Source organism: Oribacterium sinus, from assembly GCF_963537195.1.
Classification (GTDB): domain Bacteria; phylum Bacillota; class Clostridia; order Lachnospirales; family Lachnospiraceae; genus Oribacterium; species Oribacterium sinus_A.
On the sequence record NZ_CAUTEG010000037.1, the window covers coordinates 1 to 20,840 of the forward strand.

A 20,840-nucleotide genomic window follows, 5' to 3' on the forward strand; every position below is an offset into this window, starting at 1 on the left:
TTTCAACAGATCAAAATCGAATTCCTTTAAAATATTCAAGGAGCTGTAGCCGTAGCCGAAATAATCCATCCAAACCTTATAGCCCGCCTCATGAAAGCGCTTAATCTGGCTGCTGATGAGAAGCTGACTTTTGTTTAAAACCGACTCGGTGATTTCCAGCGTCAACATCTCTCTGGGCACCTGATACTTGGTCATCCGTTCTTCCAGTTCCCGGAAAACGTCGCAAAGCTCGAAATCCATTCGAGAAAGATTCAAGGAAACGGGCACCAAACTCCCCCCCTCTTCCTTGGTTTTCTGATAATCCTGACAGATTTTCTCCAGCACATACAAGTCCAGCCTATGGATCAAATGATACTCTTCCAAAACCGGAATAAACTCCGCAGGAGAAAGGAAGCCGTAATGGGGATCCGCCCAGCGCACCAGGGCTTCGAAACCGCAGATTTCCTTGGTCAAGGCTCTTACCAGGGGTTGGTAATAGACCTTGATATAGCCCTCTGCCATAGCCTCCTCAATATGATCCACAATATATCTTTGTTTGGTCAGAAGCTGTCCCAGCTCCTCATCATAATAGCGAGAAAAAATTTCCCGTTCTTTTTTTATACTGTCACAGGCAATTTTTGCCTTATCACAAAGCGCGCTGATGCTCTTTTGCTCCCGAACAAAGCAGATTCCGGCTTTAAAATCCAAAGCCATGGGAAGATCCAGCTTCTGTATAGCGGCTCTCACCTTGGATATCGCCTCATAATGTCCGGAACTTGGGGTTAATAAAACATACTGATCCGCATACATTCTGGTAATCAGGGCATAAGGAAAATATTTTTTCAAAATCTTAGCCATAGCCAGAATCAAAGCATCTCCCGCCTCGAAGCCGAAGCGCTCATTGTATAACTTAAAATCTATAATATTGAAGTAAATCGCACATTGCCCTACTTCCATATACCGCTTAGCCAAGTCCCGAAAGGCCTGGTTTTTTACGGTCTTGCTTAAAGGATCCTTGAAAATACTGCCTAAGCTGTCCTTTTCCTTCATCCATCCCGGAAGAAGTTCTTGTTCTGTATTCAATTTGACTCCTTCCCACGCAACAGAGCATCCTTGCTCATCCATCGAAACTGTTTCCTGCTGTCCTTCCAAGCTGTTTCCCTGAAGGAAGCAGTTTAAACCTTTGCTTTACCTCTATCGTCAAAAAAAAGAGGAGATATAATCCCCTCTTTTCTCTCTTTTTGTATTTTGCTTAAATGTTAATTATTTTCTACAAAAATATTTTTTATACCGTAAAGCGAAAGAACAATTTAACTAAGCTTTCCGCCCTCTACTACAATGCTGTCCGGATCGGTATCGGAACCGAAAACAGGCTCCAGAGTTTCCTGATAATCCTTATGGAAGAACTGCTCCTTTCCAAGGCTTTCAATTTCCTCATTCAGGAAGTTCAGAAGACTCTCATTACCCTTAGCCACTGCGGCGGCAATGGTATCATAGTCTCCCAAGGTCTCAACGCCTACGGTAAAGCCCGGATTGGACTTAGCCCAAGCAATTACCTCGGTGTTGTCAGTGGAGAAAGCGTCTCCTCTTCCGTCCAGAAGTGCATTGTAAGCATCCGCATAGGCATCATACTTCTGCAGCTTAACTTCCGGATGATTTGCCTCAAAATAAGTCTCCGCAGTGGTTCCCTTAGCAATAATCAGGGTCTTTCCCTTTAACTCATCTACAGATTTAATCACCGCATTGTCCGGAGAAACTATGCCGAGAGCCACCTTCATATAAGGAAGAGCAAAATCCACCTTCTCCGCTCTTTCCTTGGTTACGGTAAAGTTCGCCAGAGTAATATCCACCTTACCGGTAGAAACATACTCTACACGAGAAGCGGGATCCAGAGAAGTGAATTCCACCTTTACCCCTAAATCATCCGCAATTCTGTGGGCATAGTACACATCATAGCCCTGGTTTACGCCCTTCTCATCCACATAACCGAAGGGTGCCTTATCCGTAAACACACCGATACGAATCACACCGGATTTCTTGATTTCATCTACGGTTCTAAAGCTGGACTTTCCATCGGTTTCAGCAGTCTTCGCTTCCGCCTTTTCTCCTGCCTGCTCTGTCGCCTTTTGGGAACCCTGTTCCGCAGCTGCAGTAGTCTTTCCCTCTTCCGCCTTCTTTCCGCCTCCGCAGGCTGCCAGGGAAAGGGCTGCTAAAATCGCCACTCCGCTAAAAATCACATTTTTCTTCATATTTTCTCCTCTCTCCGGGTCTCCGGAATAAACATTTATCTTCCAACATGTCTATGAGACACGTAAGAAAAATTTTGTAAAAACTGCTGTGCCCTCTCCGTATCGGGTTTTTGGAAAAAGTTCTCCGGGGTATTTTCTTCTACAATCTTTCCCCCTTCCAGGAACAGCACTCTATCCGCCACCGCCTTGGCAAAGCCCATTTCATGAGTCACAATCAGCATGGTCAGGCCCTGCTCCGACAGCTCCATCACCACATCCAAAACCTCTCGAACCATTTCCGGGTCCAGAGCCGCCGTGACCTCATCGAAAAGCATCAACTTCGGATGCATCATCAGAGAACGAATAATCGCAACTCTCTGCTTCTGCCCTCCGGAAAGCATGGAGGGATAGGCATTTTCCTTATCGGAAAGATGCACTCTGGCCAAAAGCTCCCTGGCTTCCTGCACAGCCTCCTCCCTCTTTCTGCCCTGCACCTTCATGGGCGCCAGAAGAAGGTTCTCCAATATACTCATGTGAGGGAAGAGGTCATAGCTTTGGAAAACCATTCCCAGATTCTGCCGCTCTTTTCGAGCCTCCTCACTTTTTCCCACAATATTTTTTCCTTCCAGAAGGATTTCTCCCCCCTGAATACGCTCCAGACCCATAATGGTGCGAAGCAGGGTGGACTTACCGCAGCCGGAGGGCCCCAAAAGCACCACCACCTCTCCCTTTTTCACCGATAAAGAGATATCCTTTAACACGGGGCTGTCATCCTCATAGCTTTTCTCCAGATGTTTTATCTCTAAAAGCTGTTCTTGTACAATTTCTTCCATAGTTTCCTTTCTCTATACATTTTCCGTGCTTAGACCTGCTAAACCGTTTTTCATCCTGCCAAACCGTTTTTAAAACTCTTTTTTCTTCAGGCTATACCTTAAGCTTCTTTTCCAGATATTTTCCCAGCTGGGAAATGGGGAAGCACACGATAAAGTACAGGAAAAAAATCACCGCATAAATCACAATGGAGGCCTTCGGATATTGAAAACGGTTGGCATCAATAATCTGTTGCCCTGTTTTCAGCACCTCCACCACACCGATCAAAACAATCAACGAAGTGGTTTTTATCATTCTGGTAATCAGGTTAATGCTTAAAGGAATCAGGCGTCTTACGGTTTGGGGAATAATGATATAGCGGTAAATCTGCCAAGAACTCAAACCAAGACTCCTGCCGCTTTCCTTCTGGTGCCTGGGAATACTGCCGATGGCCGCTCGAACCAGGTCTCCCATTTCCGCCGTACCCCAGAGGGTAAAGACCAGAATTCCGGAGGCTTCTCCGGAAAGATGAAAGCCCGCAATCCTTGCCGTTCCGAAGTAGACCAAAAACAGTAAAACCAGCGGCGGCATAATCCGGATAAAGGCCAGATAAAGCTGGCTGATTCCCCGACTTATGGGATCCTTTCTTCTCATGAAAAGCCCGAAAAGAATCCCCAGGGGAAGAGAAAGCAAAACTGCAATCAGGCTGACTCGAAGGGTAACAAAGAGCCCCCACAAAAGACGTTGAAAATTATTCCCCGCAAAAAGAATGGTATATACCGGAGGCTTCTCTGCATTTGCCGAGAGTAAAATATTAAACATAAGCAATGCGCATCCTCCTTTCCAAAACATTTCCCAAAATACTGAGGGGCAGAAGCATGATGAGATAAGAAATTACCAGCATCAGTAAGGCTTCCTCCGTCTTATAATACAGGCCGATCAAGTCCTTGCTGACATACATCAAATCCGCAAGGGCGATGCCGCTGAATACCGAGGTTTCCTTAATCAGGAAAATCATATTGGCCACGATGGCCGGAATCGACACCGATAAGGCTTGGGGGAAAATGACGTAACGCATAATCTGTCCTTTAGACAGCCCCAGGCTCTGGGCAGATTCTTTTTGAATCTTCTGCACGGTGGAAAGTCCTGAACGAAAGGCCTCCGTCATGTAGGCTCCTCCCAGAAAGCTTAAGCCGATGACACCGCAGAGCTCTGAACTGAAGCGTATTCCCAGCTTCGGTAAACCGAAATAAAGAAAAAACAGTTGCACCAGAAGGGGCGTATTTCTGCTAAGCTCCACATAGACCTGCACCACCCTCCGCCAAAGCGGAATCTTATAGTATAAAATCAAGCTGGCGGCAAGACCGATCAGTAAGGAAAACAAAATCCCCAGAAAGGCAATGCTCAGGGTAAGCTTTCCCGCCTCCACATACATCGGTATGTACTGTTTTATAAACCCAATATCCAAAATACTCTCCCCCTTAGAACTCTTTTTTGAAAATGAACTATTGCACGCTTTGCCGCAACACTCTTTTTTGAAAATGAACTATTGCATGCTTTGCCGCAACACTCTTTAAAAATGAGTAACCTCACACTCTGCGTAGGTCAGTCATAAAAAACAAAAAAGCGAGCTGCCGAAACAGCTCGCTGAAATATATCCGCAAAAAATATCCTCAGAATCAGCTGGCACGGCAAAAAGCCCTATGACTATGCATACGGCAACAGCAACAGCAGCAATTCATCATATTGATTTCTGTTCTGTTTCTTCTCATCCTGCCAACAATCCTTTCTCAAAAATTCCTTCATCAAACTGAATTGTTTGCTATGCTAACAGCTTTTTTTCTCCCTGTCAAGTATTTCATAGCATTTTACTGGGGATTTAAATTGGAAGAAAAAAGAGCATATTTTTTCGTAAGCGCCTCCCACTCTCCATTTTCCTTCATCTTTTTCAGCCCCCGAACAAAGGCACGAAGCAGCTCTTTATTCTGCCCCATTCCCACCATCAGGCCGTAATGCTGCTCCTCTTTTAGGGAAAATATTTCTATATTCTGCCCTGCTCTGCTATTTTTCTCTTTCTGCACGTCAAATTCGCTGATGCCCAAAAGATCCGGAGGAAGATAGTCTTCCATCCTTCCCGTCTCATCGATTGTAGGAATTTCTTCCTTCATGGCCTCCAAAACCGGAAGATCCTCCGCAATAAAATCACCCTTTCCTTCCAGCCATTCCCGGATAAGATCTTGGTTTTCCTGCACCACCAACAGAGAAAAACCTTCCTTTTGTCGGATGCTTTCCAGAAAAGCCGCCGTACCGCTTCCCTCCTTGACCAGGATGCTCTTCCCCTGTAAAGAAGGCATTTGCTCCGATGCCGATGACTGATCCCCAGATGCCGAAGACTGCTTCTCCGATACCGAAGGCTGTTCCTCGGATTCCGAAGATCTGCCCATGGGTACAGATGACTGCCCCTTCGTTTCCGAAAAATCCTTTCCATATAAAAGTCCCAAGGTAGAACTTCCATAGGCTTCCGAAAAGCTCAGCTGCTTTTCTTCCCGAATTTCAATCCCTCCCATAGCCCCTACAATGGTGCCGGTCACCACAGCAGACTGTAAAGCCGAAGGATTCATGGGAACAAATTTCACGGTAAAGCCCTCCAGCTTGGCAATGGCTTCTATCAATTCCACATCAAATCCGGCGGGATTTTTCTCCTCATCAAGGTAAGAAAAGGGCGCATTGTCCCGGTCAATCCCCAAACGGATTTCCCTGCCCTGAATCTTTCCGGTACTCTTCTTTCCACAGGAACTTAAGGCGAAGGCAAAAAATAGGACAAACAAAAAAAGAGGCAGAACAGTAAGCTTGCCGAAAAAAGCAGCCCTCTTATGCATCTTTCCCCTGATCCTTTCTCATTTCCCGGTCCATGATTTGAAGCATCCGAAGTACACTCTTAAAGGGGAAGCAGGCTTCCTCATCCACGCGAAAAATATCCCCCTGCCAGGTAGCATTTTGCCGATATTTGGTATGAATAAAGAAGGTGCTCGCCTTCCCTCTTTTCTGAATAATGGGGAACTTCTCCAAAGTTCCCGCCTCATCCGGAAGACGTTTCTTTCCCTTACGATTGGGGTAAGTATACTTCTCTCTTTTCCGAAAGCTCCGGTCTCTGGTGGAGGTTTGGGGATAGTCCCACTCATCGTACTGAAGCTCCATCTTCTTGATTAAATCCAGTACGCCAAAAAAGGGAGTACTTTCCTCTTTATATTGATGAATGATTTCTCCCTCAAGCTGACCATCCTGATACTTATGTACCAGAATCCCCAATAAGTCTATGGCGTAAAGCCTTTCCAATTGATTTTCCATAGTCTCCTTCACCGCTGCCCTGTTGCCTAGTTCGGCAATGGTCTTAGACAAGCTTCCTTTGCAACTTATCGCACTGACTTCGCAGCTTTCTTATTCCTCTTCTTCCTCATCCGGGAAGTCTTCCTCGGTAAGAGCCTTATCCATCAGCTTCAGCATCTCCAAAGCGCTCCGAAAATACTGACTCTTATTCTTTTCTGCCCAGGTAACCTTCCCCTGCCAAGTCTCATTCTCCGTGTACTTTACCTGTACGATGAATGTTCCATTTCGAATTTCCTTGCTATCCATACGCTATCCCCTTCATGAAGTACTGCCGGTACTGCTACGGTGTACTGTATTCTATCATAAAAAAACTACGCTTTGCAATTCCTTTCATTTTTTTGATAAAAAGAAAATTTCTGTAACGAAAAAGAGCTGCCGATGATTTTTCGGTAGCTCTTTCCCTTACGTACTCTTTCAATTTTTTCAAGTTTTTCAATTTTGTTTTCAGTTCTTTTATACTTCTCTTTAGATACCGAATTCCTGTGCCCAGTAAACTTCGCCATTTACTTCTACAGTGTAGATAGCTCCGGACTTGAACTCCGGCTTAAGGATGTTTGCTCTGTGAGCCGGAGAATTCATCCAAGCAACTACAACTTCATCAGCGCCATCGAAATACTGTGCTAAGTTCTCTCCGTAAAGAACGTTTGCATCTGCTGTGTACCATGCAGATCCATCAGGTCTTGTGTGAGAAAAGCTTCTAACGATTTCTGTAGCTCTTACCTTAGCTGCGTTTTCGATCTGGAAGTTCCAAGTAAGTGGCTGAAGGCCGTTTGCAACTCTGATTTCGTTAACTTTAGTAAAAGCGGCTTTAGCATCGCCCTTTGCAGCGAATGCAGTCATAGCGAAAAATGCGGTAAATAATGCTGTAAGTACAACAAGTTTGATAACTAACTTTTTCATGTGATAACTCCTTCATAAAGAGGGAGTCAGGAAGCAGAATCAGTTCACCCTGGTCAGGGGATTCTTGATTGCAGCTGGCTGACATTTTACAGTCCCTATAGCTTTGCGTCGCCGGATTTCCCCGGGTTTGCCGATGTCCTACCGTATCTTACGGTGACACCATATGATGAAAAGAAAAAATCCATACTTTCTTTTCGAGTAATAAAAAAACCGACATCTAGAATTCCCTTTCTAGTTGCCAGCTAACCGTAATCTTCGATGAAATGAGTTTGTTTACTTGTTGAGTAACATCTTCATACTGGAAGATCGCAACTGGCTGCCATATTACAGGCCCTATAGCTTTGCGTCACCGGGTTTCCCCGATTTTGCTCAAACAGATCCGGTCAGAATCTGCTGGTAAGTCGAGATCCTCTTACTCGTCCCCTGTGCAAGAGTTCCAAATGACTTACAATTTGGATTATAGCATATCCCTTTGCTATGTCAACAGTTTTCTTAAAAGTTTTTTCGAATTTGTTATCACTTTTATTTATATAAGTTCTGAGAGTGCATTCATAATTTATACTGGGTGGTAAACAAAATCTTTATTCTATTTAAGAGATACATGTTTTCTAGTGGAATTTCTATCTCTGTTTAATGTATCGCCTTATTTATTAATTTATATAAGTATTTTTCAAACTATTTTTTAAAAATAATTATATCTGTGATTTTGTGTTGTTGTTTCTTAATATTTTTTAGGGACTAACCCCTCAGTATCCTTGATTTTTTTAGGCATAACACGATTTCCATCAAAATTTTCTTCATACTATAGACTGTTGAACAGTTTCAAAAGTATTACACCTAAACATCAAAAAACAGCCCTGCTCTGTGGCATTTCCCATTCTTCACTTTACGAAAGCTTAAAATGGAAAAACACAGGCAAGGCTGTTTCTTCTCTTTAGATATTTACTTTTCTATGTTCTTTGCTGCAAGGAGCTTTTCTTCTCCATTTTACGCAGAAACGGAATATACTTACCCGTTCTGATACACCTCTTCCAAAGCCGCCTGCACAATAAAGCGCTGGTTTCCTCCGGAAGGTCCTGAACAGGTGGACAGGGTGATGATATCCGGTCGCCGGGAAAAGTCGATGCTGTCCTTTGGATAATTTCTATAAGAGGAAAGTCTCTGAATCAGACTTAAATACTGATCATAGCCCTTGTCTCCTTCGAAGTCATTGTAAATGGGACTTTCCACCGTAGTTAAGTAATAGGTAAAGATACGATAACGGGTAATCCCCTCCGGTCGGCAAAGAAAGACATAAGGATTGCTGTTTGCCAGCTGATCGTCCCGAAGGAAATACTTCAGCTTTCCGAACATGGTTCCATTCTTCATATTGTGACCGAAAATGAAGGTGTTCTTATGATCGTAGCTTCCCTTGGCATTTGCATCCAGGAAAATAGATCCTGCAAAGTTTGCCTTTCCCTCAAAGGTTCTATGAAGATACTCTTCATTGTCCTTACTTTTCACCACCGGATAGGTGATGGAAAGAGCCGGCACATGCAAAACTGCGGTGAAATCAGCATTTACCCCGGAGAGAGCGCCGTAGTCAATCTGAAAATGAGGATGGAGCAAATCTACAGGCTCCTCTTCTGCCTCATCATCAAATTCGTCCTCACTGGCCTTCTCTTTCTTTGGCGCCTCTTTCTTCGGCTCCTCGGAAATCACGATATGATCCTGCAGGGAAGCGTATTCATCCTCCGCCGCCCGATATTCCAGAAAGTCCCGGAGGAACAAGCCTCCGAAGACAATCATGGAAATAAACAACACCGTGGGAATCAGATAATGAATAAAGCTTTGCTTCTTTTTCTTCTTTGATTTTGGCTTGTCTGCTACTTGTGTATTCGTATCCAATACTTTCGTTTCTTCCGGATGATTGTCCGAAAGCTTTTGATCCAGATTTTTATCTTCCATTAGTACTCTCTTTCCGGCCTTCTACCGCTAAATGAACCCCTTCCCCTAAGGCAAAGGGCTTGCTTTAGCTTAGCATAGAATTCCGAGCATATTTTGTCACTTCTTCCTTACTATATTTCGGCCGGAATGAAAATACAATAAAATCCTTCGCTTTGATTTAGCCTTTCATATCCCAAATCACACTCTCTAGAGGATTCCCGGACTCCAACATCAGATCAAATTTCTCCTTATCTTCAAATGCGGAATCGGACAAAAGAATGGTATTGGCGCCTTCCTCTGCATCCTCAGGCACAATGTAATACACATCCTTCTTCTCTAAAAACTCCTTCTCGGAGTTTACTCTTTCATAGAGGGTTTTCTCTACCACCACAGACTTTAAACGCGTTGTCCACCAGGGCTTTTCCGGCATTCCTTTTCCGGGAACATAGGTAACTCGGAAAGCATGTAAATCCGCTTCTTCATTCAAAGCTGCATAAGTAGGTCCTAAAAGAATTCCCTTATTCAGCACCTCCGGCTCACCCTTTTCTGCTGTAAAAGGGACTTCCACATCGTCTTTTACCTCGACTGTAATATCATGGAAAGGCTGAATTCCCCCTGCCTGGATAGAGATGTCATAAGTTTTACTTTTCTTAAATAGACTCTTGGGAAGAGTCAGAATCTGCTTTTCCCGATCCAAGGAGTAGCTAGGCTCGTTCTCTCTATGAGACTCAGGTAAAACCGGCTGAAAACCGACGGAAACAAACGCGATACTGTCCATAATATCCTTAGATACATACAGCTTCACATCCTGATTAACCTTGGCTTCTCCCACCAGCTTAATAACATTCTTTTCCTCAGGTTGTTCCGGTGTAGGATTCTCTTCCGGCTTTCCGCTTTCTCCGGTGCCGGGCTTTTCTTCGGTATTGCCATTGTCCCCGGTGCCGGGCTTCTCCTCCGGCTTTCCATCCTCTTCCTTCGGAAGGTTTGAAGAAGAAGCGGTATTTCCGGTATTTCCGGTATTGCCAGTATTATCCGTTGTATTGCCGGTATTGTTTCCGCTGTTATTTCCACCGGCGTTAGCTCCTGTATTTCCGGCGTTATCTCCTGTATTCCCTGCATTGGCTCCGGTATTACCTGCATTTCCACCGGAAGTACTTCCGCTTGTGGAGTTGCCGGAACTACTGCTCGAGCCGCTTCCACTTGTGGATCCGCCGGAAGAGCTGCTTGAGCCTCCTCTGCTTACAGAACCACCGGAAGAGCTACCGCCGGACGAACTACCGCCGGAACGACTTACACCGGCCACCTGACCTGCATTTCCGGAAGGAATACTACGGCTTACACCGGCTACCTGCTGGTCGGACACCGCTGCAGACAATCCCTTACCGCTGATATAAACAGGCTCTCCACCTGCACCGTTTAACCAACGACCATTGGCATCCACATAGTAGCCATCCTTGGTTTTTCCACCGGTGAACAGAACCCCGTAATCCGCCTGATCCGCCTCTTCAAAATAATAGCAATAGCCGTCAATCCACTGCCAGCCCGTTACAACATGACCGAAGCTTGCATTATTTTCCGTACTGAGAAAATAAGTCTTTCCCTGAAGGTTCAGCCAGCCTGTTTCCATCAGCTCCTCTACTGGGCTTTGATAATACCAGTTATTCTTATACACCAGCCATCCCTTTTCCGGTGCACCGTATTCTCTGACAAACTGCCATTTCTCTCCCTGCTTCCGCCAGGTTCCCGGAGTATCCACTCTGTCGGTCTTGGCAAAAGCAGCCATAGGGGTTGCCATGCTTAGTAAAGCTGTTCCTAAGACAAGCATCTTCCCGATTCTTCCCATCTTGTTTTTGTCCGGCTTCTTCATAATCATTCTCCTTTTCAAAAAAATAGAGCTTTTTTCCAGTTCACATACTACTGTAGTTTCGTTTTCTTGAAAAGGAATTTTTCTTAAGTTTATAGAATTTTTGCAAAAAATTAGAGTTTTTCGTATAGTTTCTATTCGAAAGTAAAATAACTTAAACTTTTCCCGTGGCTCAAACAAGTATTAAAAACAGGAATCGCCCAATTAGGCATTTTAACTATGGAAAAGAAATGCTATACTAAATGCCCGAAACAGCTAAAGCACGTTCAGCATTTTCCCGGAAAGCCGTATTCGCTATAGACTTCATAAAACGATTCTGTTGTATAGATAAATCCGGTGCGTAGAAGAATCATCTATTTCTTCCGCACACAAGGATTTAAATAGGGGATGAAAATGAGAGAAAAGGTAATGGAGGGCGTTCGTGCCCATATTCAGGAATTATCCGGTTTTGACAAGATAGAGCTTTTAGAAATCGAGCCGGGACACTGCCTCTACAGCATTGAGGCTACAGAGAAAATGTTGAATCATTATGGCGCCGTTCATGGCGGTGCCCTTTACACCCTCTGTGATATTGCCTCCGGCATGGCCGCCTATGCCTACGGAGTAAAAAATGTCACCCTCTCCGGCAACATTAATTACGTTCGCCCGGCGGGAGCCACAAAGCTCTTTGTGGAATGTAATGCTCTGCACAAGGGAAAAACCACGGTAGTGCAGGACGTGACGGTTAAAGACGAGGAAGATAAGCTCTTCTGTACTGCCAGAATGACCATGTATATTATTGGAGAGGTGGAAGATTAAAAAAGTGCGGAAAAATCACTGATGAATACCCCGTTGGTTTCCCAACGAGGCATCAAAGATTATAGTGTTATAATTTGAGAACTATTATTCTCCACAAAACTAAATGCTTTACGCTCTTCCCAAAAAGGGATTGTAAAAAAACACTCCAAAAGAAAAAGTGCTCAGACCGAGCACTTTTTAGATATAATCAACTTACTTTTAATCATTAAGTTCCCAATGACCATTATTACCACTTCCTACATAATTCAAATTGTCTATTTCTTTTATAGTTCTTTCGATAGTTTTCACGCTAACTCTAGCTTCATCTGCAATAGCCTTTCTTGTAATCCTACCATTGCTTCTCACTTTTTCTTTGATAAACTCTGCGAGGGCTATCTTATCGTGAGCGACATCGTGAGCGACACCTTGAGCGACATCGTGAGCGACATTCCCTCCACCAACCTTTTGTGTCGCTATCTTCTTTAAAGGAATAATCGTTCTAAATATATCTCCCTCTTCAAATAACGGATTTTGTCCTGAATAAAGCTGTGTGTACTTATAGGTATTTCTCATTCCTGAGCCAAGTTCATCCGCAAGACCTATTTCTCTAAACACCTTTGATATAGCTGGATTTTTAGGAAATGGCTCAAACTTCTGCAAATCTAACGCTCCCATTCCATGAGCCAAGTTGCTATTTTCAACCGTAATCCTCTCATCGTCAATAATCATCTTTGCAGGAAAACCACTTGAATAATCTCTATGAGCCAGTGTATTGGAAACTATCTCTCTAAGTATCCTATCTCTTGCATTGACATTCACAATTCCGTCCAATACGAATAGATCATTCAAATGCTTTTGCCCAAATTCTATCAGTCTATCATAGCTATCAATCAGATTTGTTATGACTACGTCTCTATCATCATATCTATCCTTATTTTCAACCCTGAATATTGCATCAGTTTTGTGTTGCGGAAGAACAGACATAATAGAGTTGTCTTTTCCAAACAAAAGAATGGCAGCCAATGTAATTCCTTCCCGCTTTGTTTCCGGATCTGTCAGGATAAGATTGGCACTCCTAAGAAGTTCTTCATTACTCATATTCTCCCAAACATGATTTTTATTTCGGGAGACAGCCATTTTCTTGGCTTTAGCAATAACAGAAGCATCAAGAAAATCAATATCAAGATTCGGATATACCCTATTAACAAAATAGCTTCCTTGTTTTCTTGCATATAGCTTATATACAAGCTCTGAATGATCTGTAATATTGATGTCTCCTTCATAAGACCTGTCCCAAATTTTTCCATTGTGTCTGCAAACCTGATAACCTTCAGGGACTCTTATATAAATTACTTTTTTCTCATCAATATCAAAGACTTCTGGAAGTAAGTAAAGTGGAGGATACATCTTTTGTGGATTATTGATTGCCGTAGTAAATTCCTTAATTACTTTATCTACCCTATCTTTACTAACGCCAACAATCTCTCTTTTATCATTTACACCAAGTAAAATATGTCCTCCATTTCTATTGTTGAAAGAGCATACTGTATCAAAGACATCTTTAGTTAAAGCAATTTTTGATTCTTTAAATTCGACATCTGTCTTTTCTCCGACTTGAATTAACTTCTTTATTTCATCTATCGTCATATCGTCATTTCACCACCTTTATTTCTTAATGTTTTCTTCGATAAAACATTGGAATTATGAATTTCAACTCTATCTTTATTAACTACAAAAGTAACATAATCCCCATTTTCTAAATTCAAAAGATCTCGTATCCTCTTTGGAATGGTAACCTGCCCCCTGGACATAAGTTTTGCAGTATCCATAAATACATTTTTCATGCTTAATTCATTTCGCCCTACTTTTCCTACGAAAATTATAGCATTTTTAGAAGATTTTTCCCACGCTAAAATTAGCGGTGTCTTGCTTAGTTTAGCCTATCTTTCTTCGTTCAATTTATATAATTTACATAAAGCAAAACTGTCCCTTCCCTACTACAGTCTTCACTAATACGAAGTCAAAAAGAGGCGGCAAATACCGCCTCTAAATATCCCATCTCCCTAATAAAGGAGCAACATTAATCAAGCTCATTATATCTTGATAACTCTACCAGTTCCTTCTCACTCACACTGGCTCCCAAGCAGCCAATTTCCTGCACACAAGCACTTCCCATTACATTTCCATAGCTAATACATTTTGAAATGCTCTCCCCTTTCATCAAGCCATAAAGAAATCCGCTTAAAAATGCATCCCCTGCGCCTGTAGAGTCCACCGCTTTTTTTACCGGAATGGTATGGATCAGCCGAGAACTTTTGTCCACTCTATTAAAATGGTAGCAACCATCACGGTCTAATTTTATAGTGACATCCTCAAAGAAATCACTAAGTACCTTGGATGCTTCTTCTATTGTGGATTTTCCGCTTATTTTCAATGCCTCTTTTCTATTAGGAAGATAATAATCCGCCAAGCTAAGGTAATCCTGATACTGCTCCAAGGACATATTGTCATCCCAACCACTATCCAGGACTAAGGTACAACCAATTTCTTTTAACTTCTTGTATACATCAAATAACCCAAAATGCATCGTTACGATTTTGGCATCCTTTAAATACTCAAAAATCTGTGCTTGTAATCTTTCGTCAAATTCTACTTCTTCCCTATAGGACATAAACGTTCTATCTCTTTCTGTCACCATGGAAGTGGTAATACATATAGGATTTTTATCCCCATGATAAAGATTGGTATAGTTTACGCCGTATTGTTTGAATTGCTCTTCAACATATCGGGAAAACATATTTTTTCCAAGAAAAGTAGCAAATTTAGAAGGAACTCCTAAACGATGTAAATTGATGATGGTAGCAGGAACTCCACCGCCTAAGCAAAGACGAAAATCATTTGCAAAGACTTCTTCTCCTTCTTCCGGAAGGCGTCCTACTCCGGTATAAATCATATCCAAATTGGAAACTCCAACACCTGCCACAAAGCTCATTAGTGCCACCCTCCAATATAGTCCTGATTAAGATCAATGTATCTATCCACAAGCTTTTTAGCATAAGAGTAGGAGTTTACCAGCGGATGCACCATTAGCGCATCTATCGCAGCAGAGATGCTTCGTTTTCTTATCGCATAGGATGCCAGTCTCTCATATTCTTTTACTTGTCGAATCAAGGTCATGGGAACCGGATCAGGATTAACCTTATGGGTCAGGATATTCCCCTTATGAATAGTACATGTAAGTTCCACAACATCATCATCCCGTAATCCCGGAATAGCCCCCTCATTTGGCACACAAAGAATCATTTCTTTATCCTGCTGTCCACTTACAGCCTCTATATACCAAAGCGCTACCCCGGCATATCCCCCTTCATCAGGAGAGTAAATATCAAAATGGTATTCTGACTCTTCTCTCTTTACACCTGTTTCATTTGACATATAGGCCAATTCTCTTTCACCATACCATTTTTCAAAAACTCTCAGGCAAGCTTCAAAGTCTTGATCTACATTCATTTTTTCCAGTTCCTGAAGCATCTGTTCGTTGATATCTCTGATTACCTCTCCTCTGGTAATTCCTGCTCTGAGAATATTCTCTACCGCTTCCTCTCTGTAATAAAAATAATATAAATATTCATTTAACACGCAGGAGAAGTGATTTACAAGGTCTGGTTTAAAAACTCGCATATCCGTTTTTTTATAGATATCCGGATTCTTAAGGAGCTCAGGTAAGATCTCCTTTCCATCCAATTTTATGCTATTAAAATAAGAAAGATGATTTAAGCCATAGCAGTCTCCTGTAATGCTATCCGGGCTCACATCATATAATTTAGCAAAAGATCTCAACAAGCCACTTGGAGCATCACAGATGCCAAAAGTAAAATCATAGCCCAAGTCCCTTAAAGTCTGAGATACTACCCCTGCCGGATTCGTAAAATTAAATATCTTAACATCTAGGGAGGCTATTTTTCTCGCCAGTTCACAATACTCCTGTAAGGCAGGGATAGAGCGCATGGCAAAGGACAAGCCTGCTGCTCCGGTTGTCTCCTGCCCTAAGATTCCTAGCGATAAAGCTTCTCTTTCATCCCGAACCCGCATCTCATCACCACCTACACGAATAGTCGTGATAATGTAATTTGCATCCTTAATGGCAAATTCCGGATTGCTTGTGATTTCAAATACTACATCCGGATCAATTAACTTGGCAATCTTAACGGACATTTTTCCAAAAATATTGAGCTTTCTGGAATCATTATCCATAAAAACAATATGCTTAATCCCTAATCTTTTTGCCTGTTGCATAAGGCTTTTTGCCAAAAAGATGGATCTTACTCCCCCACCGCCTATAACCGCTATTTTCATGACAAAACTCCTTCCTTTGCAAACTATTACATGTCTGTTTCATTCATCTTAAATATCTTATTGATAAAGAATACACATAGAACTCCGGTGATGATTAATACAACTCCCATCATATTGGCATAGCCATAATTACTTTCTTTCAGACTTGTTTTATACAAATATAGTGGCAAGTTTAAAGTTAAATCTCCCGGCCCTCCATTGGTCGTCAAGAAAATCAATTCAAATTCTCTCAACATACTCGTAGCCGCAATAATCACCGCAGTTCCTAGAACCGGGCGAATCAAAGGCAATCTAATGCTCATGTCCATCACAAAATCAGATGCACCGTCTATTTTCGCCGCCTCATAAATATCCTCAGGAATAGAAAACAGCCCTGCAAGAACGATAATGACAATCATCCCTGAATAGAGTAACCACATACTGGTAACTGTTAAAAACGCACTATTCGGATCAAAAAACCAGTTCTTCGTAATTTCCTTCCCTGTTATTGAGGACAGAAAAGAATTAAGCAGCCCATATTTTGCATTAAAAACATTTAAAAAGATAACCGCTAATGCCGCAGAAGAGATTACATTGGGAATCATAAAAATGGTTCTAAAAATTTTCCACCCACGAAAACGCTTGGCTAAAATCAATGCTAAAACTGTCCCTATAAAAACATGAAAAATACCTTGCAAAATAGTCCAAATCACTGTGTTAAATATAGATTGAAGCATCCTTGGATCTGCTGTAAATCCAAGCAGATAGTTCTTTAGCCCCACCGGATGAAATACTCCACCGGATTTCCATTCAAAAAAGGAAGTTATAAACACGATAAGCATAGGAACAAGATACAACATCATAAATAGTATCATTGTCGGTAGAGAAAAAAGTATAATCATCCATTTCTTGTTCCTTGATTGCATAGTATTCCTCACCTTCCTATTGCTGGAAACAGTCTTAGCATCATCGATCAACTTATAATTTTACTGATTCTTCTGGGCTGCTTCCGTTAATTTTTTTGCAAATTCTTCTGCAGTAATTTTGTTTTGGGCCAATAATGGATATTCCACACTCACTTCATCCACTACATTGGCAAACCATAAAGACTGAAAATCATTGATATGTCTCTTTGCTGTATTGGCCAAGTGGATGGTTTCTTGAACCAGAGGATATACTTTAGAGTCTACTTCTTTCTTTAAGCAGGGAATCTCACCGGTAATTTCCACATTAGCTTTTTGACTGTCTTCATTGGTCATAAACTTCACAAAAGTAGCTGCTGCCTTTCTTTTTTCTTCCGTCTTAGCTGCTACATTAAAACCAATCTTTCCTGCATCATACATAACATCTCCGGGAAACGCAGCTACGCCAATCTTGTCTGCAAAGCCCTCTTCCACCTTATCCGTGTCGTAAAAATCCCCCACCATCCAAGGTCCATTCGCTATGATAGCAGTTTGCTCCGTAAAGAAATTTCCGGCTGCATTCTCATAAGCACCGCCAATGGCATCCGTAGAGGTATACTCGTTAAACATCTTTTGAATATCAGAAACCGCATGAATAAAATATTCTTGATTATAATCCTCGGGAAGGCTTGTATTCATAAACTTTTCCCCTTCCTCTGTCTGTCCAACTATGGCACCAAGCATAAGAGAAGTTACCCATCCGGAATCTGCCGTATCCATAGATAAAGGAGTAATTCCGGCAGCCTTTAATTTATCGCAATTCTGGAAAAACTCTTCCCAAGTGCTTGCAGGCTTTTCTATACCGGCCTTTTTAAATAAATCTTTATTATAAAAATAGCCTATAACCTGCTTGGAAATGGGGGCACCGTAAATCTTCCCATCACGGGAATTGATTTCCCAGCATTTTTCATCAATAGAATTTTTCCATTCTTCATCGATGTAAGGTGTTAAATCCACAAACTTATCCTGCATCGTATCGATTAAATTATAGCCTCCTGCCGCAATCACATCCGGCAACGCATCCGAACTATATAAGACTTTCATCTTATCTACATAAGCCTGATCTCCGGCAATTTCCTCAACATTTACTTTGATTTCATCACCATATTCCTTATTGAAAGCGTCCAGTCTATTATGAAACCATTCCTTTGACGAACTCACTCCAACCCAGGATGTAGCAAAGGTGATTTCAACTTGACCTTCTCTGCTTGCCTCTTGCCCCTTTGCTTCGGTACCGGATGCTTCTTTTGAAGAAGTTGAGCAAGCTGACAACCCTCCAATACATACCGCTCCCGCTAATAGCATAGACAATGACTTCCTAACTACTTTTTTCATAATTTCTCCTTCCTTAACCTTTTATTGCTCCGGTGACCATACTTTGCGTCACTTGTTCTTGTAAGATGATGTAAATAATAATGCTGGGAAGAATCACCATCGTAAGGGCTGCAAAAAGAGCCGTGTAGTTAAACGAAAACTGCGTAGTAAAATAATTCAACGCCAAAGGTAATGTTCTTACTTTTTCTGACTTTGTTAAAACCAAGGCAAACATAAATTCATTCCATGACATTAAAAACTGTAGAACGGCAACGGTAGACAGTCCTGACTTAGCCAAAGGAAGTACGATTACAAAAAATGTTTTCATATATCCGCAGCCATCAATATATGCAGCCTCTTCCAATTCCTTCGGAATACTTTGAAAGTAACTTCGAATAACAAAGAAGGAGGTTGGTAGCCCCAAAGCAGTGTGCACTAAAATCAATCCTACAATTGTATCAAACAGATGAATACTCACCATGATCCTGTAAATCGGCATAAGTAGTGCAGAGCTGGGAATTAAGAGGGACGAAGAAATCATTAATGCCATAAAGGCTCTTCCTTTAAATTCGAACCTTGCAAATACATATGCCGTCATGGATACAAACAAAAGATTTAATATTGTACTTGCAGTAGCAATGATTAGGCTGTTTCCATAAAACTGAAGTATGGGGGAGACCTCCAACGCAACTTTGTATCCTTTAAAATCAAAGCTTGAAGGAAAGGAAAATGCAGAAAGCATGATTTCTCGATTTGTTTTAAAGGAAGAAAGTAAAATCCATGCCAAAGGAGCAATCGATATTAGCGTAAAAACAGCTAATAAAATAATCTTTATTGTTCTAAGAAGAAGTATTCTTTGGTAGTTCGGCATTTATTTTCTCCTTTCTCTTGAATTTGTTTCTTTTATACCCTTTGATTTTCTGCACAGGTGCTCCTCTCTATTATTCTAAAGGGAAACATAATATCTAAAGTTTTATGTTCTGTTTCATTCATAAAGAAATCCAAGCACTGTGTAACAAAGGCTTTAATCGGTTGGTGAATCGTGGTCAATGGTGGATTGTATTTTTCTGCAAAAGCTATATCATCAAAGCCCAAAACCGAAATATCCCTTGGAACCTCTAAGCCATTTGCGATTAATGCTTTAATTGCACCCATTGCCATCTCGTCACTAAATGCAAATACTGCGGTAAAATCTTTTTTTGCTTTAAGCATTTTTTCAGTCAAACGATACCCCATTTCATAGGTCATTTTCCCGTAAGCAATAAGCTCCTCTTGACCTTGCAGAGAATACTCTTCTAAGGCTTTCCTACATCCCATTAGTCTTTGAAAAGTAGATCCCATTTTATTTTCAAAGTCAGAAAGAACCAGTATCTTTTCATGTTTTAATTTAATAAGATATTTCATCCCTTCGTAGGCCGCTAGCAAATCATTAACATGTACCGATTCCACCTTATCATTTTGGGAAACACCGCCACACATAATGGTTTTTATGTTTTTTGAATGAATATATTTTAAAATATCCGGGTTAATATTTTCATCTAAATAAATAACCCCTTCGATATTCATTTCCGTAATAAAATGCTTATAGTCACTTTCTTCATTGGAATAAGGAATGATAATCAAGCGAAACCTATACCTTGATAGCTGTTCTAAAATTTCTTTTACTACATCTCCATAAAATGATAGTTCTAAATCCGAAAGCAACAGAGCAATAACCCCTCTATCCTTTCTTTTTCTATATTTATGAATATAGCCAAGCTTTTCTGCCGCATTTTCAATTTGATTACTCAGCTCTGTTCCTACTACGCTACTTCCTGAATAGTATCTTGAAACAGTAGCCGGAGAAACGCCGGCAGCTTTGGCAACGTCTCTAATTGTTGCTGAAATTACTTTTGGACTATCATTTGCCATGCAATAACTTATCTCTACTTTCTAGTGTATTATATGTAAATAATAATTGTAATTTATAGATTTTATTGTATATAGTGGTTAATTATAGTCAATATTGTTTCAGTTGTTTCATTATATTTTCAACTGTTTCAGATTTTTTTCTCATGCTTTAGATATTATTACTAGTAACTTGAGTTTCTAAGATCTTTATCTCTTAGCAAATACTCTTTTTTCAATATTTTTTTCTTCCTCAGAACCCTTTTCAAAAATGGTGGTTTTCCATCTCACAACTTTTTCAAGGGACTTTTTCGAGTTTTCTCAACTTTTTCAAGGGACTTTCCATTAGCAACAAAAAAAGGGCTGTAAAAATCAAAATAAGAAATAGATTTTCGGCAATATAGGTCTAAATGAGGGGTAGTCTGAGCCCGTCGGTACTTGCGAAAAACAAGAGAATCGAAGTTTTTCGCT

At 41.3% G+C, this 20,840-nt stretch carries 20 protein-coding genes and 2 riboswitches; of the genes, 1 reads left to right on the plus strand and 19 read right to left on the minus strand.

The genetic code is table 11. The annotated features are described in order from the left end of the window. The 11 genes from RYL27_RS05825 to RYL27_RS05875 form a co-directional block, all read right to left on the minus strand. Positions 1 to 1,062 (minus strand): GGDEF domain-containing phosphodiesterase (locus RYL27_RS05825; RefSeq protein ID WP_314965889.1); only part of this gene is annotated, 1,062 nt, incomplete at its 3' end. A gap of 227 nt (positions 1,063 to 1,289) precedes the next feature. Beyond that, positions 1,290 to 2,228 (minus strand): cysteine ABC transporter substrate-binding protein, encoded by a 939-nt coding sequence (locus RYL27_RS05830; RefSeq protein WP_314965891.1) that lies wholly within the window; start codon positions 2,226 to 2,228, stop codon positions 1,290 to 1,292. A gap of 35 nt (positions 2,229 to 2,263) precedes the next feature. Continuing rightward, complete coding sequence (locus RYL27_RS05835) at positions 2,264 to 3,040, minus strand: amino acid ABC transporter ATP-binding protein (protein WP_314965892.1); 777 nt, start codon at positions 3,038 to 3,040, stop codon at positions 2,264 to 2,266. A 91-nt stretch (positions 3,041 to 3,131) separates the two neighbouring features. Continuing rightward, on the minus strand, positions 3,132 to 3,839 hold the full coding sequence (locus RYL27_RS05840) for an amino acid ABC transporter permease (RefSeq protein WP_308579171.1): 708 nt from the start codon (positions 3,837 to 3,839) through the stop codon (positions 3,132 to 3,134). Next, entirely contained in the window at positions 3,832 to 4,485 is a 654-nt protein-coding gene (locus RYL27_RS05845) for an amino acid ABC transporter permease (protein WP_314965896.1), read from the minus strand. Before RYL27_RS05845 ends, RYL27_RS05840 begins: the two co-directional genes overlap by 8 nt. A gap of 400 nt (positions 4,486 to 4,885) precedes the next feature. Further along, the gene (locus RYL27_RS05850; protein ID WP_314965897.1) at positions 4,886 to 5,896 is read right to left on the minus strand and encodes a transporter substrate-binding domain-containing protein; all 1,011 of its coding nucleotides are present in this window, start codon (positions 5,894 to 5,896) and stop codon (positions 4,886 to 4,888) included. After that, positions 5,889 to 6,365 (minus strand): hypothetical protein, encoded by a 477-nt coding sequence (locus RYL27_RS05855; protein ID WP_314965899.1) that lies wholly within the window; start codon positions 6,363 to 6,365, stop codon positions 5,889 to 5,891. Before RYL27_RS05855 ends, RYL27_RS05850 begins: the two co-directional genes overlap by 8 nt. 90 nt (positions 6,366 to 6,455) lie before the next feature. Beyond that, positions 6,456 to 6,650, minus strand: coding sequence for a hypothetical protein (locus tag RYL27_RS05860; protein ID WP_007156894.1), 195 nt, complete (start codon positions 6,648 to 6,650; stop codon positions 6,456 to 6,458). A 219-nt stretch (positions 6,651 to 6,869) separates the two neighbouring features. Then, a complete protein-coding gene (locus tag RYL27_RS05865; RefSeq protein ID WP_314634693.1) occupies positions 6,870 to 7,304 on the minus strand; it encodes a CAP domain-containing protein in 435 nt (144 codons plus the stop codon). 66 nt (positions 7,305 to 7,370) lie between these two features. Beyond that, a riboswitch (cyclic di-GMP riboswitch) is annotated at positions 7,371 to 7,446 on the minus strand. A 162-nt stretch (positions 7,447 to 7,608) separates the two neighbouring features. Continuing rightward, positions 7,609 to 7,684, minus strand: a riboswitch (cyclic di-GMP riboswitch). 628 nt (positions 7,685 to 8,312) lie between these two features. Continuing rightward, complete coding sequence (locus RYL27_RS05870; protein WP_314965901.1) at positions 8,313 to 9,251, minus strand: class B sortase; 939 nt, start codon at positions 9,249 to 9,251, stop codon at positions 8,313 to 8,315. Positions 9,252 to 9,408: 157 nt separating this feature from the next. After that, on the minus strand, positions 9,409 to 11,097 hold the full coding sequence (locus tag RYL27_RS05875; protein ID WP_314965903.1) for an N-acetylmuramoyl-L-alanine amidase family protein: 1,689 nt from the start codon (positions 11,095 to 11,097) through the stop codon (positions 9,409 to 9,411). 390 nt (positions 11,098 to 11,487) lie between these two features. Here RYL27_RS05875 and RYL27_RS05880 point away from each other — a divergent pair, with 390 nt between their 5' ends. Further along, positions 11,488 to 11,892, plus strand: a complete 405-nt coding sequence (locus tag RYL27_RS05880) for a PaaI family thioesterase (RefSeq protein WP_314965905.1) — start codon at positions 11,488 to 11,490, stop codon at positions 11,890 to 11,892. A 198-nt stretch (positions 11,893 to 12,090) separates the two neighbouring features. Here the strand turns inward: RYL27_RS05880 and RYL27_RS05885 are convergent, their stop codons facing one another. The 8 genes from RYL27_RS05885 to RYL27_RS05920 all read right to left on the minus strand — a co-directional run bounded on the left by RYL27_RS05885 (position 12,091) and on the right by RYL27_RS05920 (position 20,393). Next, a complete protein-coding gene (locus RYL27_RS05885) occupies positions 12,091 to 13,518 on the minus strand; it encodes a helix-turn-helix domain-containing protein (protein WP_314965907.1) in 1,428 nt (475 codons plus the stop codon). Further along, positions 13,515 to 13,715, minus strand: coding sequence for an AbrB/MazE/SpoVT family DNA-binding domain-containing protein (locus RYL27_RS05890; RefSeq protein WP_314965909.1), 201 nt, complete (start codon positions 13,713 to 13,715; stop codon positions 13,515 to 13,517). The genes RYL27_RS05885 and RYL27_RS05890 overlap by 4 nt, the downstream gene beginning before the upstream one ends. A gap of 236 nt (positions 13,716 to 13,951) precedes the next feature. Beyond that, complete coding sequence (locus tag RYL27_RS05895; protein ID WP_314965911.1) at positions 13,952 to 14,863, minus strand: carbohydrate kinase family protein; 912 nt, start codon at positions 14,861 to 14,863, stop codon at positions 13,952 to 13,954. Beyond that, positions 14,863 to 16,227 (minus strand): family 4 glycosyl hydrolase, encoded by a 1,365-nt coding sequence (locus RYL27_RS05900; RefSeq protein WP_314965913.1) that lies wholly within the window; start codon positions 16,225 to 16,227, stop codon positions 14,863 to 14,865. The genes RYL27_RS05895 and RYL27_RS05900 overlap by 1 nt, the downstream gene beginning before the upstream one ends. Positions 16,228 to 16,253: 26 nt before the next feature. Beyond that, a complete protein-coding gene (locus RYL27_RS05905) occupies positions 16,254 to 17,132 on the minus strand; it encodes a carbohydrate ABC transporter permease (RefSeq protein ID WP_314965915.1) in 879 nt (292 codons plus the stop codon). 60 nt (positions 17,133 to 17,192) lie between these two features. Then, positions 17,193 to 18,503, minus strand: coding sequence for an ABC transporter substrate-binding protein (locus RYL27_RS05910; RefSeq protein ID WP_314965916.1), 1,311 nt, complete (start codon positions 18,501 to 18,503; stop codon positions 17,193 to 17,195). Between the two features lie 13 nt (positions 18,504 to 18,516). Then, positions 18,517 to 19,353 carry a carbohydrate ABC transporter permease gene (locus RYL27_RS05915; protein ID WP_314965918.1) on the minus strand — a complete coding sequence of 279 codons (837 nt, stop codon included), beginning with the start codon at positions 19,351 to 19,353 and terminating at the stop codon, positions 18,517 to 18,519. A 32-nt stretch (positions 19,354 to 19,385) separates the two neighbouring features. Next, positions 19,386 to 20,393, minus strand: coding sequence for a LacI family DNA-binding transcriptional regulator (locus tag RYL27_RS05920; protein WP_314965919.1), 1,008 nt, complete (start codon positions 20,391 to 20,393; stop codon positions 19,386 to 19,388). Positions 20,394 to 20,840 lie beyond the last annotated feature (447 nt).